At 65.6% G+C, this 14,478-nt stretch carries 16 protein-coding genes, 1 tRNA gene and 2 pseudogenes; 11 read left to right on the plus strand and 8 right to left on the minus strand.

Annotated elements, in window-relative coordinates:
* Positions 1 to 76: 76 nt before the first annotated feature.
* Positions 77 to 367 (minus strand): annotated as a pseudogene (locus ACTHQV_RS14075) (LysR family transcriptional regulator); the annotation flags it as partial.
* Positions 368 to 466: 99 nt separating this feature from the next.
* Between ACTHQV_RS14075 and ACTHQV_RS14080 the strand changes: the two are divergent.
* The 7 genes and pseudogenes from ACTHQV_RS14080 (at position 467) to ACTHQV_RS14110 (ending at position 3,630) form a co-directional block, all read left to right on the plus strand.
* On the plus strand, positions 467 to 784 hold the full coding sequence (locus tag ACTHQV_RS14080; protein WP_440491374.1) for a nuclear transport factor 2 family protein: 318 nt from the start codon (positions 467 to 469) through the stop codon (positions 782 to 784).
* A 74-nt stretch (positions 785 to 858) separates the two neighbouring features.
* Positions 859 to 1,569 (plus strand): annotated as a pseudogene (locus ACTHQV_RS14085) (SDR family oxidoreductase); the annotation flags it as partial.
* 291 nt (positions 1,570 to 1,860) lie between these two features.
* Entirely contained in the window at positions 1,861 to 2,196 is a 336-nt protein-coding gene (locus tag ACTHQV_RS14090; RefSeq protein WP_440491131.1) for a hypothetical protein, read from the plus strand.
* Entirely contained in the window at positions 2,178 to 2,306 is a 129-nt protein-coding gene (locus ACTHQV_RS14095; protein ID WP_440491133.1) for a hypothetical protein, read from the plus strand. The genes ACTHQV_RS14090 and ACTHQV_RS14095 overlap by 19 nt, the downstream gene beginning before the upstream one ends.
* On the plus strand, positions 2,307 to 2,843 hold the full coding sequence (locus ACTHQV_RS14100) for a DNA-methyltransferase (protein WP_440491135.1): 537 nt from the start codon (positions 2,307 to 2,309) through the stop codon (positions 2,841 to 2,843).
* Positions 2,840 to 3,181 (plus strand): DUF5681 domain-containing protein, encoded by a 342-nt coding sequence (locus ACTHQV_RS14105; protein WP_440491137.1) that lies wholly within the window; start codon positions 2,840 to 2,842, stop codon positions 3,179 to 3,181. The genes ACTHQV_RS14100 and ACTHQV_RS14105 overlap by 4 nt, the downstream gene beginning before the upstream one ends.
* Complete coding sequence (locus tag ACTHQV_RS14110; protein WP_440491138.1) at positions 3,178 to 3,630, plus strand: hypothetical protein; 453 nt, start codon at positions 3,178 to 3,180, stop codon at positions 3,628 to 3,630. The genes ACTHQV_RS14105 and ACTHQV_RS14110 overlap by 4 nt, the downstream gene beginning before the upstream one ends.
* Before the next feature lie 485 nt (positions 3,631 to 4,115).
* Here the strand turns inward: ACTHQV_RS14110 and ACTHQV_RS14115 are convergent.
* Positions 4,116 to 4,206: transfer RNA gene (locus ACTHQV_RS14115), tRNA-Ser, on the minus strand.
* A 90-nt stretch (positions 4,207 to 4,296) separates the two neighbouring features.
* On the opposite strand from ACTHQV_RS14115, the gene ACTHQV_RS14120 reads away from it, so the two are divergent.
* Entirely contained in the window at positions 4,297 to 5,160 is an 864-nt protein-coding gene (locus ACTHQV_RS14120) for a peptidylprolyl isomerase (RefSeq protein ID WP_440491140.1), read from the plus strand.
* 3 nt (positions 5,161 to 5,163) lie between these two features.
* Here the strand turns inward: ACTHQV_RS14120 and ACTHQV_RS14125 are convergent, their stop codons facing one another.
* Genes ACTHQV_RS14125 through ACTHQV_RS14145 form a run of 5 tightly spaced genes read right to left on the minus strand, consistent with a single transcriptional unit; the run spans position 5,164 to position 9,309 of the window.
* Complete coding sequence (locus ACTHQV_RS14125; protein ID WP_440491142.1) at positions 5,164 to 5,778, minus strand: LysE family translocator; 615 nt, start codon at positions 5,776 to 5,778, stop codon at positions 5,164 to 5,166.
* Between the two features lie 12 nt (positions 5,779 to 5,790).
* On the minus strand, positions 5,791 to 6,369 hold the full coding sequence (locus ACTHQV_RS14130; protein WP_242119013.1) for an ABC-type transport auxiliary lipoprotein family protein: 579 nt from the start codon (positions 6,367 to 6,369) through the stop codon (positions 5,791 to 5,793).
* Between the two features lie 23 nt (positions 6,370 to 6,392).
* Positions 6,393 to 7,358 carry an MlaD family protein gene (locus ACTHQV_RS14135; protein WP_440491143.1) on the minus strand — a complete coding sequence of 322 codons (966 nt, stop codon included), beginning with the start codon at positions 7,356 to 7,358 and terminating at the stop codon, positions 6,393 to 6,395.
* Positions 7,358 to 8,203: an ABC transporter ATP-binding protein gene (locus ACTHQV_RS14140; RefSeq protein ID WP_440491145.1), complete on the minus strand. Its 846-nt coding sequence runs from the start codon at positions 8,201 to 8,203 to the stop codon at positions 7,358 to 7,360. Before ACTHQV_RS14140 ends, ACTHQV_RS14135 begins: the two co-directional genes overlap by 1 nt.
* Positions 8,200 to 9,309, minus strand: coding sequence for an ABC transporter permease (locus ACTHQV_RS14145; RefSeq protein WP_440491147.1), 1,110 nt, complete (start codon positions 9,307 to 9,309; stop codon positions 8,200 to 8,202). Before ACTHQV_RS14145 ends, ACTHQV_RS14140 begins: the two co-directional genes overlap by 4 nt.
* A 56-nt stretch (positions 9,310 to 9,365) precedes the next feature.
* Between ACTHQV_RS14145 and ACTHQV_RS14150 the strand changes: the two genes are divergently transcribed.
* Positions 9,366 to 10,046: an HAD family hydrolase gene (locus ACTHQV_RS14150; RefSeq protein ID WP_440491149.1), complete on the plus strand. Its 681-nt coding sequence runs from the start codon at positions 9,366 to 9,368 to the stop codon at positions 10,044 to 10,046.
* 103 nt (positions 10,047 to 10,149) lie between these two features.
* Here ACTHQV_RS14150 and ACTHQV_RS14155 read toward each other — a convergent pair whose 3' ends face one another.
* Positions 10,150 to 10,593, minus strand: a complete 444-nt coding sequence (locus tag ACTHQV_RS14155; protein ID WP_440491150.1) for a hypothetical protein — start codon at positions 10,591 to 10,593, stop codon at positions 10,150 to 10,152.
* 128 nt (positions 10,594 to 10,721) lie between these two features.
* Here ACTHQV_RS14155 and ppc point away from each other — a divergent pair, with 128 nt between their 5' ends.
* Together ppc and ACTHQV_RS14165 are read left to right on the plus strand one after the other, a co-directional pair.
* Positions 10,722 to 13,397 (plus strand): phosphoenolpyruvate carboxylase, encoded by a 2,676-nt coding sequence (gene ppc / locus ACTHQV_RS14160; RefSeq protein ID WP_440491151.1) that lies wholly within the window; start codon positions 10,722 to 10,724, stop codon positions 13,395 to 13,397.
* Positions 13,398 to 13,693: 296 nt separating this feature from the next.
* Positions 13,694 to 14,428 carry a MauE/DoxX family redox-associated membrane protein gene (locus ACTHQV_RS14165; protein WP_440491153.1) on the plus strand — a complete coding sequence of 245 codons (735 nt, stop codon included), beginning with the start codon at positions 13,694 to 13,696 and terminating at the stop codon, positions 14,426 to 14,428.
* The last annotated feature ends 50 nt before the right edge of the window (positions 14,429 to 14,478 follow it).

Here is a 14,478-nt window from a genome sequence, read left to right on the forward strand (position 1 = left end):
GGATGCTGTCGCCCGTCGCGTTCGAACAGCAGCAGGTTTTGAAGGCGGAAGGCGTCTAGAAAACTAGGGGCTACTCAATGCGCAAGGTGCCGGATGGCGTTTGCTGTTGCGCGCGGGCGATGTTCATCGCCTTTTGAATGTCTTCGAGCGCCGGCTTGATCTGGGCGACGAAGATGCGCCCCGCGTAGGTCAACGAGACGCTGCGCGTGGTGCGGTTGAACAGGCGAACCGAAAGCTCCCGCTCCAGCTTGCCGACCGCATTGCTGATGGCGGTGGTCGACATGCCCAGATCGAGCGCCGCCGCGCGGAACGAGCCGCACCGGACGATGGCAAGAACGGCTTCAAGCTCGATGAGGGAATGACGCATGATTGTCCCGGTTGTCGTGATACTGCATGCCGCTTTGTCTCGATTATCACGGCATTAGTCCATCGCTAGATCGGCCTCATCAACGTCGAGGAGATGACCATGCCGATGGACCTGCCCAAACCGATTGCCGACTATGTCGAGGCGAATGCCCGCCTCGATCTCGACGGCATGTTGAAGCCGTTCCGGCCCGACGCGGTCTTCATCGACAACGGCAAGCCCTTTGAGGGGCAGGTGGCGATCCGCCGGCTGATCGAGGAAGAGGTGATGCCGGTGAAGGCGATCTTCACGCCGGACACGGTCCGAAACGACGGCGGCGATATCATCCTCGAAGGCCCCGCACACGGCGACTTTCCCGGCAGCCCGCTGCGCTTCACGCTGGTCGACGGCGCGATCAAGACGCTGGAGACGACGATATGAGCATCGTGGCCGATCCCAACGAATTCACGGGCAAGCGCGTGCTCGTCAGCGGTGGCACCTAGGGCCTAGGCCGTGCCACGGTCGAGCGTTTCCTTGCTGGTGGGGCGCGGGTCATCACCGCCGCCCGTACGATCAGGGATCCAATCGAGGGCGTCGCGTATGTCGAGGCGGACCTGACCACGACCGGGGGAGGCGAGACGCTGGTGACGGCAGCGATGGAGCGGCTGGGCGGCATCGACATCCTCGCGCATGTGATTGGCGGCTCCGCGATGCCGCCGGGTGGCTTTGCAGGCCTGACCGACGACATCTGGCTGTCGGAATTGAACCTGAACCCCCTGGCGACTGTGCGCCTCGACCGCCTTCTGATCCCGCAAATGATCGACCGCGGCAGTGGCGCGGTGGTGCATGTTACGTCGACCCAATCGGTGCTGCCTTTGCCGGATTCCACCGCCGCCTACGCTGCGGCGAAGGCGGCGCTGAGGACCTACAGCAAATCCATCTTCAAGGAGCTCGGTCCGAAGGGCATCCGGGTCAACATCGTGTGTCCCGGCTGGATCATGACCGAGGGTGCGGTAGATCTCGTGAAGGGCATGCAGGCTAGCAACGGCGGCACGTATGAGGACGCACGGCAAGCCGTTATGGCGTGGATCGGCGGGATCCCGATCGACCGTGGCGCCGAGCCATGGGAGGTGGCGGACCTGATTGCCTTCCTAGCCTCGGATCGTGCTGCCGCCATCCACGGTGCCGAGTTCGTCATCGATGGCGGCACAATTCCGACAGTGTGAATAGGCACGGGCTGAGTGGCTTCTTTAGCTTACCGGCACGAAGCGGCCCGTCGGCAGACGGTTGTAGCAGGTCGGCATCGGCCTGAACGAATGTCTGCTTTCGGGAGCTGGATGTGTTGGGATGAACGTCCTCTTGTGGGTCACATTGCACTCGACTTCGCTGGCCAGCAGAGCGACAGCACGGGCAGGGGCGTTGCCGAATCGTTTGAGCCCCTCGCCCCGCCGAGGTTCGTGACGGGGCTTTGGCTGGTGGGAGGAGCATGATGCTGCCCACCAGCAAGGACCACCCACATGACCCGTCTCAGCGACACCCAGCGCATTCTCCTATCCAGCGCATCACAGCGCTGCAACGGCAGCTTGTTGCCGCTGCCAACGACACTTCGTCCGGGTCCCGGTACCGCCAGCGCGATCGCCGCGCTGCTGCGGCACGGACTGGCGGTCGAGCGCGAAACTCTCGAGGTGTCAGCAGCGCGCCGCTCGGAAGGGGATTTGCACTATGGGGTCTTTATAACCCCCGCCGGTGCCGCGGCGATCGGTGTCGAGTCGGACAAGTTGGATGCAATCGCAGCGGACGCCGGTGCGGCCAGACGAAGCATGAGGAGTTCGCCATGGGCAGCGGCGAGATGAGCCGGGTGGAGTTCACGGCTTTCCTGCACACCGTGTTCTCGAATGCCGCAGCAGTCAGTCAGGACGGTGCCATCCACTATCAGTGTATGGACTGGCGGCACATGGGCTAGATGCCGGAGGCCGGGCACGGCATATACTCAGGTCTGCAGAACCTGTGCATCTGGGCCAAGGACAATGGCGGCATGGGCAGCTTTTACCGTTCGCAGCATGAACTGGTATTCGTCTGGAAGGTTGGCGAAGCCCCGCACCTGAATACCGTTCAGCTGGGCAAGAACGGTCGCTACCGGACCAACGTCTGGAACTACCGGGGCGCGACTAAAACCGGCGCGGACGCAGAGCTCGCAATGCATCCGACCGTCAAGCCCGTGACCATGATCATGGACGCGATCAAGGATACCTCGAGGCGCGGAGAGATCGTCCTTGATCCGTTTGGTGATTCGAGCTCGACGCTGATCGCGGCGCACAAGACCGGCCGGCATGCCCGGCTGATTGAGTACGAACCCAAATACTGCGCGGTCACGATAAGGCGCTGGCAGAAGCTGGCAAAGGCAAAGGCAGTTCTCGCTGCAACCGGCGAGACGTTTGAGGCGGTCCATACGCGCCGCACGGATGAGCTCGAACGGATGGCCGAGGAGGCACTGGCATGACCGATGACGTGAAAAGGACGCGTGCTAGCCAGTTCGCGCCCGGCCAGTCCGGCAATGCTGCCGGAGTGCGCAGCCGCAAGCCAAAGCCGCTGTTGGGACTGGCCGATCTTAACCGGACCATTCTCAAGATCGCTGCAAGCGAGACCACGCTGACGCGTGGCGACAGGTCGCGGACGGTCAATATGCTCGAGCGCAACGCATGGGCTCTGGCTTCGGGCAAGGGCAATCGTCTCGCCGCGAAGGATTTCCTCGATCTGGTCAGAACTGCAGGGTACTATTTTGAGCGCCGTGACCCTGATGCAATCCGGCAAGGGCAAGACCGGAGCGCTGCCCTGTGAACGGATCTTCCATCGTCGGCGGGGTCGAACTTCGCGACGCTGAAGAACGGGAAGAGGAACAGCCGCTGCATATCAACGTGGCAGAGAGCCGTGAGGCGTTCAACAATACCGTAATGGCAATAGCCAACGCACCAATCCGGGTCAGTCGCACTGGGGAACGTCTGCGAACGCTGCCGCTGTTCGAGGTGCTGGTACGCAGACTGGCAACGGGACAGACCAGCCGTCGGGTCTCGGCTCTCCCTTTCATCCGGCTTGCCATCCAGTGCGCGGAAAGTCGTGCAGCCACACCGGGTGAGGCGTCAGTGACGCACGATGGCTCGGTCGCCGCTCCTCACCCGGGAGATCCCTTCGGACAGGTACTCCGCTCCGACAGTGACGCGGATATCGAACAGCTGATAGCGACTGTCCTCGGGATTACTGATGCCGCGACGCCGCCAGCGCAGGTTTAACTGCATAGTCCATCCGTCTCCGTGCAATCGCTACGGAATCTGCCACTTTCTGCATGTAATGCAACCTTTGCCCGAATCAGTCCGGCAGGCCTGTATGGTATCGAAATCGGCCTGCAGTTTGCCGTGCTGATGCCCTGTTCTGCTCCTGCAATGTCACCTGCAAAACGGACGTGGGTATCGGCACCGATGGCAAAATATTCTGATCTTTCTGAATGACTTGGGTGGCCTCCGATTGCTGAATCCAGCTTGGCAATGCGGCAGAAAAAATTACGGCCATTGCAAACGCAGGAGAGGGATCGTCCTACAGACGCTTTGCGGCGAACCAGAATGCGTACTGCGTCTTCGACTGACGGAGAATCGAGGCGAGAAACGGCGTTCTCTAGTCGCCTCAGCGCGTCTCCGTGGTACGGATCAAGTCAAACGGACTGCAGATCTGCGCCCATTGTCGGTCCTTTCGCCGCTAAAGCGAATGTCAGGCGACTAAGTGGCGGAGCGGGAGGGATTCGAACCCTCGATACGGTTTTGCCGTATACTCACTTTCCAGGCGAGCGCCTTCGACCACTCGGCCACCGCTCCGCATTGCCGGAAGGTGGGTTCCCTAGGGCGCGGCGGGGTTTCGTGCAAGCGGGAGTTGCGGCGGCGGCGTGGAGCGTGGCAGGATGCGTCATGCCCTTCGTCACGCTGATCGCAGCACTGCTTCAGGCCGCCGCTCCCGCCGCCCCGCCGACCCCGGCGGATCCGATCGAGAGCGACTGGCGAGCGATCCCCGACGACGAACTGCTGGTGATGACGCTGGCGGGGGACAAGCGGGTCGTGATCCGCCTCGCGCCGCGCTATGCGCCGATCCATGTCGACAATCTGCGCAAGCTGGCGCGGGCGCATTGGTGGGACGGCACGTCGGTCTACCGCGTGCAGGACAATTATGTCGCGCAATGGGGCGACGTGACCGAGAAGAAGCCGTTGCCCGCCGGCGTCGTCGCCAATCCGCCCGCCGAATATGTCAACGGTCGCTACGATGCGGTGACGGAGATGACCCGGCGCGATCCCTATGCGGCGAAGAGCGGCCACAGCGCCGATGGCTGGCCGGTGGCGAGCGACGGCAAGGGCGCGTGGCTGACGCACTGCTATGCGATGGTCGGCGTCGGGCGCGACATGGCGCCGAGCACCGGCAGCGGTGCCGAACTTTACGCCGTGATCGGCCATGGTCCCCGCCATCTCGACCGCAATATCGCGCTGGTCGGTCGCGTCGTGGAGGGGATCGAGTATCTGTCGTCCTTGCCGCGCGGTACCGGCACGATGGGCTTCTATGCGTCCGATCAGACGCCCACCCCGATCCTGTCGGTGCGGCTGGCGAGCGAGATCCCCGCGGCCGAACGACCGCATTTTCAGGTGCGGGCGGCGGATAATGCCCGCTATGCCGCATGGGTGAAGGGGCGCGAGAATCGCGAGCCGCCCTTTTTCGAAGTGCCGGCGGGCGGCGCGGATATTTGCAACGCCATGCCGCCGGTCCGGCGGACGCCCGCAAAGTAAGGATCAGGTCCGCGAGACGAGCAGCGCCGCACCGAAGCCGATGAAGATGCCGCCGGTCGCGCGGTCGAACCAGCGGCGGACGCGCGGGCGGGTCAGATGGCGGGCAAGCGACCGTCCGCCGATCGCATAGGCGGCGTACCACAGGCATTCGACCAGCGCGAAGGTCGCGACGAGGATCGCGAACTGCACCGGCTGCGACCCGTTCGGATCGACGAATTGCGGCAGGAAGGCGGTAGCGAACAGCAGCAGCTTGGGGTTGCTGATCCCGACCAGAAAGCCGCCGCGGAACAGGTGGCGCGATGGCACGACGTCGGTCGACACGTCGATCGGTGCCGACCGGACGGCGATCGCGCGAAGACCCAGCCACGCCAGATAGGCGGCACCGGCATAGCGCAGCACGTCGAAGAGCCCCGGCACCGCGGTCAGCAGCGCTGCCAGGCCCGCCGCCGATGCGGTCAGTACCCCCACCAGTGCGGTCAGGCATCCCGCCATTGCGGGAAGGGCGCCGCGCCAGCCAAGCGTCACGCTACGGGTCAGGACGTGCAACATGTTTGGGCCGGGGGTGCCGCACAGGACGACCACCGCCGCGACGAACAACAGCCAGCTATGCAGCGCCATGGCGGTGCGGGATCAGCCCCGGACCCAGTCGGCGACGGCGGTGGCGACAGTGTTCGCGGCTTGGTTGATCGCCGGGCCGACGCTGTTCGCGTCGATCGTCGCGACCGGCGCGCGTGCTTCGAAGCGGCGCTTCTCGAAGGCGGTCGATCCGGCACGTTGCAAGGTCGCGTCATAGACGACGACGGCTTCGCTGCGACCGGCGTCGATGCCGAATTCGCGCAGCTCACCGGTCAGCTGGGCACCCGGATCGGCAAAGCCCTGCCGCGTGCTGAGCACCACCATGTTCGCCCGCGACGTCAACGTATCCGATAGCAACCGGGCGAAGAGGCGCGCAGGCGGTTCGACCCATTGCGCTTCCTTGACATAGGCGATGCTGGTCGCGCTCGATTGCACCGGCACGCGGGTCACCGCCAGTTCCTGCGGCACGACCGGCACCTGCACGGTGATCGAACGCGCCTGCGCCGAGCTTTGCGTCGCACCGGCGGCGATCGGGGCGGCGGGGGCCAGCGTCAGCAGCGCGGGCGGCGGTTCGGCGCCGAAGCGGATACACCCGGCGAGCGGCAGGAGCAGCAGAACCGACAGCTTCTTCATGGGGCGCATCCTCGTCTTCCGCATCACTTCTTGGGGTCGTAGTCGGGCAGCTTCGAGCGGCCGACCAGCGCGGTTGCGCCACCTTGATCGACCTTTTCCGCGACCGAGGCGAGCGCGCCGGTCATCGCGCGCAGATCGCCGACCAGCTGGTTCACCTGCGGGATGGTCTGCTTGCTGAACGCCTGCAGCCCCGGCTTCGCATCACCAATCGCCTCGTTGAGCGTATCGGCACTCTTCTGCGCACTGGCGATGGTGCGGTTCAATTGCTGGATCGTCGGCTGGATGTCGTTGGCCAGCACGCCGTTGGTCGTCGCCGCCAACTCGCCAATCTGTTGCGAGGCGATGCCGGCGCGCTGGATCGCAACCCGCGTTTCGGCGAGCGTCGCGGCAATTTCCGGCCCGCGATCGGCGAGCGCGTCGGTCAGCCGGTTGGTGCTGTCCAGGATCGCCGCGATCGAATTCTGGTTGCGGTCCGACAGGACGTCGGCCAGCCGCTCGGTCAGCGTCGTGACGCGTTCGAGCAGCTGCGGGGCCGAGCTGAGCAGCGCGGCGACGCCGCCCGCCTTGGGCGGGATCACCGGCACGCCCATCGGGCACGACTGTTCGGGATTGACCTCGGGACAGGCGATCGGGGGCGCGCCCTTGACCGCGCCGTCGAGGGTGATCGTCGACACGCCGGTGAAGCTGCCTACGATCGTCGCGGTCGTGCCGAGCAGGACCGGGGTCTCGTCCTTCACCTTGATGCGCACGCGAACGAACTGCGGGTCCTTCGGCCACAGCGCGATATCCTCGACCTGCCCCGACGGGACGCCCGAAAACGATACCGGCGACCCCTTCGCCAGGCCGTCGACGGCCTGTTTGAAGAAGACGTCATATTCCTTTTCGCGACCGCCGCCGACGCGGGCCAGCCACACGGTGAACAGCGCCAGCATCACCAGCAGGATCAGCACCACCGCGCCGACAAGGACATGGTTCGACCGGGTTTCCATCAGCGCCTCTGGGCTTGCAGCGAGGCCGGTTCGTCGCCGGCGTCGCGGTCGTGGGCGTGGGCGGCGATGCGTTCCTGCGCATCGGTCGCGGCGCGGCCACGGGGTCCGTTGAAATATTCCTGGATCCACGGATGGTCCAGCGCGAGCAGTTCGTCGATCGTGCCGACGGCGATGACCTTCTTGTCCGCCAACACCGCCACCCGGTCGCAGATGGCGTACAGCGTGTCGAGGTCGTGGGTGATGATGAAGACGGTCAGCCCCAGCGTCTTTTGCAGCGACGCGGTAAGGTCGTCGAACGCCGCCGCGCCGATCGGATCGAGGCCGGCGGTCGGTTCGTCGAGGAACAGCAGTTGTGGGTCGAGCGCGAGGGCACGGGCGAGGCCGGCGCGCTTCTTCATACCGCCCGACAATTCGCTGGGATATTTGGGGCCGGCATTGGCGGGGAGGCCGGTCATCACGACCTTGTACCCGGCGATCTCGTCGAGCAGCGCGGGTTTGAGCTTCGGGTAGAATTCCTTCAGCGGCACCTGCACATTCTCGGCGACGGTCAGCGTCGAGAACAGTGCCCCGCCCTGGAACAGCACGCCCCATTTCTTGCGGATCTCGGTCGCCTCGGTCTCTTCGCGACCGATCGTGTTCTCGCCGAACACCTCGATCGTGCCGGCCGCTGGAGTCTGGAGGCCGATGATCGAGCGCATCAGCACCGACTTGCCGGTACCCGACCCGCCAACCACGCCGAGGATTTCGCCCCGCCGCACGTCGAGGTCGAGATTCTCGTGGATGACCTGATCGCCGAACTGGTTCTTCAGGCCGCGGACGCGGATGATCGATTCGGGCTCGCTCATATCCATCCGATCCAAGCGAAGAAGATCGCGAAGAAGGCGTCGAGCACGATCACGAGGAAGATCGCCTGCACCACCGCCGCCGTCGTGCGCCCGCCGACCTGTTCGGCGTCGCCCTCGACCTGCATGCCGTGGAAGCAGCCGGCGATGCCGATGATCGCGCCGAACACCGGCGCCTTGATGAGGCCGATATAGAGGTCGGTGATCGGCACGACTTCGCGGATGCGGGTGACGAAGGTGATTGGCGGGATGCCGAGCTGTGCCCAGCTGAGCAGCCCCCCCCCGATGATCGCGATGATCGAGGCATAGAAGCCGAGCAGCAGCATCATCACGATCGCGGCGATGACGCGCGGCAGGACCAGCGCCTCCATCGGCGACACGCCGATGGTGCGCATCGCGTCGATCTCCTCGGTCAGCTTCATCGTGCCGAGCTGCGCGGCGAAGGCCGAACCTGAGCGCCCCGCGACCATGATCGCGGTCATCAGCACGCCCAATTCGCGGAAGGTGAGGCGCCCGATCAGGTTGATCGTGAACACCTCCGCACCGAACTGGCGCAGCTGGACCGCGCCCTGTTGTGCGATGACCATACCGATAAGGAAGCTCATCAGCCCGATGATGCCGAGCGCGGAGACGCCGACGACCTCGAAGCGCTGCACCGTCGCGTTGAAGCGGAAGCGTTTGGGGTGACGCAGGACGTTAAGGAAGGCGAGGACCGTCGCGCCCATGAAGCCGAGCAGGCCGAGCAACTGCCGTGCGCTGCCGCTGACTGCGTCGCCGATCTCCTCGAGCACGCGCAGCGGCGGGCTGAGCGCCTTGCCCTTGCGCACCACGGGGTCGTCGGCAGCGGCGACCTGATCGAACAGATGCTGGCTGTCGGGGTTCAGCCCCTCGATCGTGACGTCGCGGTCGCGGGCGAAGCGGTGGACCAACCATGCGCCGACCGTATCGATGCGATCGACCTGCGACAGATCGATCCGGCTGACCGGTCCGTCGAACGCACCGAGCCGTTCGGGCAGGTCGCCGACATGGGCGAGCGACAGATTGCCGGTGAAGCGCAGCACGTCGCCGCCATCGGCCCGGTCGTGCGAAAAATCGGCGGAAGCGCTCATCGCCACCATCCATCGGCGATTTGCCGCGCCGCGGCAAGGTGGTACGCGCCTGTGCCATGCGTCACCGCGATCTCGCCATCTACGACATGGACAAGACCATCACCCGCGTTGCGACCTGGACGCCGTTCCTGCGCCATGCGCTGAAGGAGCGGGGGCGCGGCGCGTTGTGGCTGCTTCCAATCGCGGGCATCGCCGTCACCGGCTATGTCCTGCGCCTCTATGGCCGCGACCGGTTGAAGGAGATGACCCACCGGCTGGTGCTGGGTCGTGCGGTGCCGGGTGAGCGGCTGGCCGATACGGCGCGCGCCTTTGCCCGGGCGACGGTCGCGACCGGGCTGCTCGACGGCGCGCGGGCGCGGATCGAGGCGGACCGGGCCGAGGGGCGGATGCTGGTGCTCGCCACCGCATCCTACCGCTTCTATGCGCAGGAGATTGCCGCACTGCTCGGCTTCGATGCGGTCATTGCCACCAATTGCGCCGAGGAGACCGGCGGTAACGTGCTGGCGCGGATCGACGGCGAGAATTGCTATGGCGCGGCCAAGCTGCGTGCAATCGAGGCATGGGTCGCCGAACAGGGGATCGTGCGCAGCGACGTCGCTGTGCGCTTCTACAGCGACCATGTCTCCGACGCGCCCGTGTTCGACTGGGCCGACGAACCGTTTCCGGTCAACGCCCATGCCCCGCTGAAGGCGCTGGCGCGCAGGCGGGGCTGGCCGGTGCTCGACTGGCGCGATTGACGCGGGGGCGGGCTGGATCAAGATGGCGGCGCAGGTCCTGAAAGACGGTTCGCCGGGATAAACGTTACGCGCGGCGAACGGTTCAACGCCGAAACGTACCGGACTATCTTTTCGGGCCGCGGAGCCGCTTGGCGTTGGCGGTCGCCTTCGCATGGATCGGGGTCAGCGCCCGCCCGCCCGCGCCGATCATGCCCGCCGTCAGCCGCATCGCCCGATCCTGTCCGGCGGCGATCCGGCGTGCGGAGGGCACGCGGCCGGCGGTGCCGAGCGACCATGCGTCCTGCATCGCCTGCATCCACAGCCCCTGCATCGCCGCCATGTCCTTCGCCAGCGAATCGCCGGCCTTCGAAAAGGCTTGCGCCTTTTCGGTGACCATGCCGGTCAGTTCGACATGATCGGCGGTCCATGGATTGCGCATCCCGGCATCGATCATCGGCATGCGCCGGTCGATCACCACGGCGGAGGCGGCCATCGTTTCCCACAGGCGCAGGCTGGTCTGCGCGGCGTCGGTCCACATCTGCCACCATAAGGTCATCGGCGTCGTCATCGGTAATCCTTCGAACGGTCCGCCGCGGATCGACTGCAGCGTGGCTGCTCTACGCCATGTCCGATCTTTATACCACGCCACGCATCGTACCTTGACCAGCATCCTGCCGCATTGCAGCAAGTGTGCCCATGACGACTCTGCCCCCGATCACGAACAATCCCGACATCCGCTTTCTCGGCCGACTGCTCGGGGACGTCATCCGCACCTATGGCGGGGAGGCGCTGTTCAAGCGGATCGAGCATATCCGATCGACCTCGGTCGATCGCCATCGCGGGGTGGCGGGGGCCGACATGATCGACCTTGGGCTCGACAGCCTCAGTCTCGACGACACCATCGCCTTCGTGCGCGGGTTCATGATGTTCTCGATGCTCGCCAATCTGGCCGAGGACCGGCAGGGCATCGCCGCCGAACCCGGCGCCGACGTCGCCACCGCGATCGAGAAGCTGGCGGGCGAAGGCATCGGCCGCGACGCGGTGCTGGCGTTGCTCGACCATGCGCTGATCGCGCCAGTACTGACCGCGCACCCGACCGAGGTGCGGCGCAAGTCGATGATCGATCACAAGAACCGCATCGCCAATCTGATGCTGCTGAAGGATCAGGGCGCCGATGAGACGCCGGAGGGCGACCGGGTCGACGAAGCGATCCTGCGTCAGATCGCGCTGCTGTGGCAGACCCGCGTCCTGCGCCGCGAGCGGCTGTACGTCGCCGACGAGGTCGAGACCGCTTTGAGCTATCTGCGCGACGTGTTCCTGCCGACGCTGCCCGCGCTCTACGCCCGGTGGGAGCGGGTGCTGGGCCAGCGCCCGCCATCGTTCCTGAAGCCCGGCAGCTGGATCGGTGGCGACCGCGACGGCAATCCGTTCGTCGATGCCGACGCGATGCGGCTGGCGCTGGCCAAGGCGGCCGAGGCGGTGCTCGGCTATTATCTCGACCAGCTCCACAGCCTGGGCGCCGAACTGTCGATCTCGACCGAGCATGTCGCCGTCGACGACGCGATCGCCGCTCTGGCCGAGCAGAGCGGCGACAATGCGCCCAGCCGCGCCGACGAACCGTTCCGCCGGGCGATCAGCGGCATCTATGCGCGTCTTGCCGCTACCTATCAGAAGCTGACCGGCAAGGTCGCACCGCGCCCCGGCAATCTGACCGGCGAACCCTATGCCGATCCGGCGGCGTTCCGTGCCGATCTGGCGGCATTGGCGCGCGGGCTGGTGCAGGAGGGCAATGGCCCGCTATCGACCGGTGGCGCGCTCGGACGACTGATCCGCGCGGTCGAGACGTTCGGCTTCCACCTCGCCACGCTCGACATGCGCCAGAACAGCGTGATCCATGAGAGCGTCGTCGCCGAACTGCTCAAGGTCGCAGGCGTCGAAGCCGACTACAAGGCGCTGGACGAGGATGCGCGCGTCGACCTGCTGCGCCGCGAGCTGCAAAGCCCGCGCCCGCTGACCAGCCCCTATGCCGATTATTCGGAACAGACCGCGTCCGAACTGGCGATCCTGCGCGCCGCCGCCGACGCTCATGCCCGTTACGGTCGCGAATGCATCCGCCACTATATCGTGTCGATGGCGCAGTCGGTGTCCGACCTGCTCGAAGTGCATCTGCTGCTGAAGGAATCGGGGCTGTACGTCCCGGGCGAGCCGCCGCAGGCGCATATCATGGCGATCCCGCTGTTCGAGACGGTCGCCGATCTGGAGGCGGCCCCTGCGATCATGACCCGCTGGCTGGCGCTGCCCGAGGTTGCGGCCATCGCCCGCAAGCGCGGCCATCAGGAAGTGATGATCGGCTATTCCGATTCGAACAAGGACGGCGGCTACCTGACCTCGACATGGCAATTGTCGAAGGGGTCGACGGCGCTGGCGCCGGTGTTCGAGGAAGCGGGCATCGGCATGCAGCTGTTCCACGGCCGCGGTGGCGCGGTCGGGCGCGGCGGCGGGTCGTCCTTCGCCGCGATCCGGGCGCAGCCGCACGACACGGTGCAGGGCCGTATCCGCATCACCGAACAGGGGGAGGTGATCGCCGCCAAATACGGCACGCGCGACAGTGCGGTGACGAATCTGGAAGCGATGACCTCGGCGACGTTGCTCGCCAGCCTCGAACCCGATTCGCTGAACCCGGCCGATGCGGCGCGCTTCGCCGCGGCGATGGACGCGCTGTCGGATACCGCGTTCAAGACCTATCGCGGGCTCGTCTACGGCACCGACGGCTTCACCACCTTCTTTAGACAGGCGACGCCGATCGCCGAGATCGCGGGCCTCAAGATCGGGTCGCGCCCGGCGAGCCGGAAGAAGTCCGACGCGATCGAGGATTTACGGGCGATCCCGTGGGTGTTCAGCTGGGCACAGGCGCGGATCATGCTGCCGGGCTGGTACGGGGTCGGCGCGGCGCTGCAATCGTTCGAGGACAAGGGGTTGCTGCGCGAGATGGCGAGCGCATGGCCGCTGTTCGCCGCGACGCTCGCCAATATGGAGATGGTGCTCGCCAAATCCGACATGGACGTGGCCGCGCGCTATGCCGGTCTGGTCGAGGACAAGGCGCTGTCGGAGGCGATCTTCGGCCGCATCCGGGACGGCTGGCAGGCGACGCATGACGGGCTGTTGTCGGTCACCCGCCAGACGCGGCTCTTGGAAAAGAGCCCGGCCCTGGAAGCGTCGATCCGGCTGCGCACCCCCTATATCGAGCCGCTCAATCTGCTCCAGATCGAACTGCTCAAGCGCCACCGCGCGGGCGAGGCCGATGCGCGGATCGGCGAGGGAATCCTGTTGTCGATCAATGCGATAGCAACCGCGCTGCGCAACAGCGGCTAGGCCAAAGTTCACGAAGTTCACACTCGTGCGCGGTTTGTGCGGTCTCGGTTTCTGCCGGTCCGTACCTCCGCAGCGCCGTGTCCCCGCGAAGGCGGGGACCCAGGGTCAGAGGCGCAGACTTTGTTTTGCCTCGCACTAGATTCCCGGCTGCGCGGGGGTACGGCTGTTATCGGCGACGTCCCACCGGCCAGACCATGGCAAAGAAGCTGCCGAGCATGGCATCCGCCCTCGCTGTAGGAAAGCCGGACGTGCAGCCGCGGTCGCACCTCCCCATATAGCGGTCGAAAGGAGCCGCGATGGCCAAGACCGCTACCCTCTACCGCATGGTAATGCCCGATCATGTTTGCCCGTTCGGACGGCGGGCGCTCGATCTGTTGCGACGGCATGGTTACCGCGTCGATGACCGGCATCTGACCACGCGCGCCGAGGTCGATGCGTTCAAGGCCGAGCATGGCGTCAAGACGACGCCGCAGACCTTTATCGACGGGCAGCGGATCGGCGGGCATGACGATCTGCGGCGCTTCTTCGGGCTGCGCGTCCGCGATCCCAAAGCGACGACCTATGCGCCCGTCGCCGCGATCTTCGGCATGGCAGCGGCGATCGCGCTGGCGGCGAGCTATTCGGCGTTCGGCGATGCGCTGACCATGCGCGCCGGGGAATGGTTCGTCGGCATCGCCATGTGTCTATTATCGTTGCAGAAGCTGCGTGATATCGACGGGTTCGCCAACGGTTTTCTGGGCTATGACCTGCTGGCGCAGCGGGTGGTGCGCTATGCGTGGGTCTATCCGTGGGCGGAGGGACTGGCGGGCGTGCTGATGATCGCCAGCGCGCTGCTGTGGATCGCGATTCCGGTCGCGCTGGTGATCGGCACGGTCGGCGCGGTGTCGGTGGTGAAGGCGGTCTATATCGACAAACGCTCGCTCAAATGCGCGTGCGTGGGCGGTAACAGCAATGTGCCGCTGGGGTTCGTGTCGCTGACCGAGAATTTGCTGATGGTCGCGATGGCGGTGTGGATGCTGGTTCGGGTTTAGGGTCGAATGACCTGACCCTGACCCGTTCGTCCTGAGTAGCCATTGAGCCT

The organism is Sphingomonas sp. SAFR-052, assembly GCF_051965015.1.
Classification (GTDB): domain Bacteria; phylum Pseudomonadota; class Alphaproteobacteria; order Sphingomonadales; family Sphingomonadaceae; genus Sphingomonas.

Excerpts from the sequence above, each read along its gene's own strand:
- ACTHQV_RS14080 (WP_440491374.1), top strand. The coding sequence starts at position 467 with ATGCCGATGGACCTGCCCAAACCGATTGCCGACTATGTCGAGGCGAAT.
- ACTHQV_RS14090 (WP_440491131.1), top strand. The coding sequence starts at position 1,861 with ATGACCCGTCTCAGCGACACCCAGCGCATTCTCCTATCCAGCGCATCA.
- ACTHQV_RS14095 (WP_440491133.1), top strand. The coding sequence starts at position 2,178 with ATGGGCAGCGGCGAGATGAGCCGGGTGGAGTTCACGGCTTTCCTGCAC.
- ACTHQV_RS14100 (WP_440491135.1), top strand. The coding sequence starts at position 2,307 with ATGCCGGAGGCCGGGCACGGCATATACTCAGGTCTGCAGAACCTGTGC.
- ACTHQV_RS14105 (WP_440491137.1), top strand. The coding sequence starts at position 2,840 with ATGACCGATGACGTGAAAAGGACGCGTGCTAGCCAGTTCGCGCCCGGC.
- ACTHQV_RS14120 (WP_440491140.1), top strand. The coding sequence starts at position 4,297 with ATGCCCTTCGTCACGCTGATCGCAGCACTGCTTCAGGCCGCCGCTCCC.
- ACTHQV_RS14125 (WP_440491142.1), bottom strand. The coding sequence starts at position 5,778 with ATGGCGCTGCATAGCTGGCTGTTGTTCGTCGCGGCGGTGGTCGTCCTG.
- ACTHQV_RS14130 (WP_242119013.1), bottom strand. The coding sequence starts at position 6,369 with ATGAAGAAGCTGTCGGTTCTGCTGCTCCTGCCGCTCGCCGGGTGTATC.
- ACTHQV_RS14135 (WP_440491143.1), bottom strand. The coding sequence starts at position 7,358 with ATGGAAACCCGGTCGAACCATGTCCTTGTCGGCGCGGTGGTGCTGATC.
- ACTHQV_RS14140 (WP_440491145.1), bottom strand. The coding sequence starts at position 8,203 with ATGAGCGAGCCCGAATCGATCATCCGCGTCCGCGGCCTGAAGAACCAG.
- ACTHQV_RS14145 (WP_440491147.1), bottom strand. The coding sequence starts at position 9,309 with ATGAGCGCTTCCGCCGATTTTTCGCACGACCGGGCCGATGGCGGCGAC.
- ACTHQV_RS14150 (WP_440491149.1), top strand. The coding sequence starts at position 9,366 with ATGCGTCACCGCGATCTCGCCATCTACGACATGGACAAGACCATCACC.
- ACTHQV_RS14155 (WP_440491150.1), bottom strand. The coding sequence starts at position 10,593 with ATGACGACGCCGATGACCTTATGGTGGCAGATGTGGACCGACGCCGCG.
- ppc (WP_440491151.1), top strand. The coding sequence starts at position 10,722 with ATGACGACTCTGCCCCCGATCACGAACAATCCCGACATCCGCTTTCTC.
- ACTHQV_RS14165 (WP_440491153.1), top strand. The coding sequence starts at position 13,694 with ATGGCCAAGACCGCTACCCTCTACCGCATGGTAATGCCCGATCATGTT.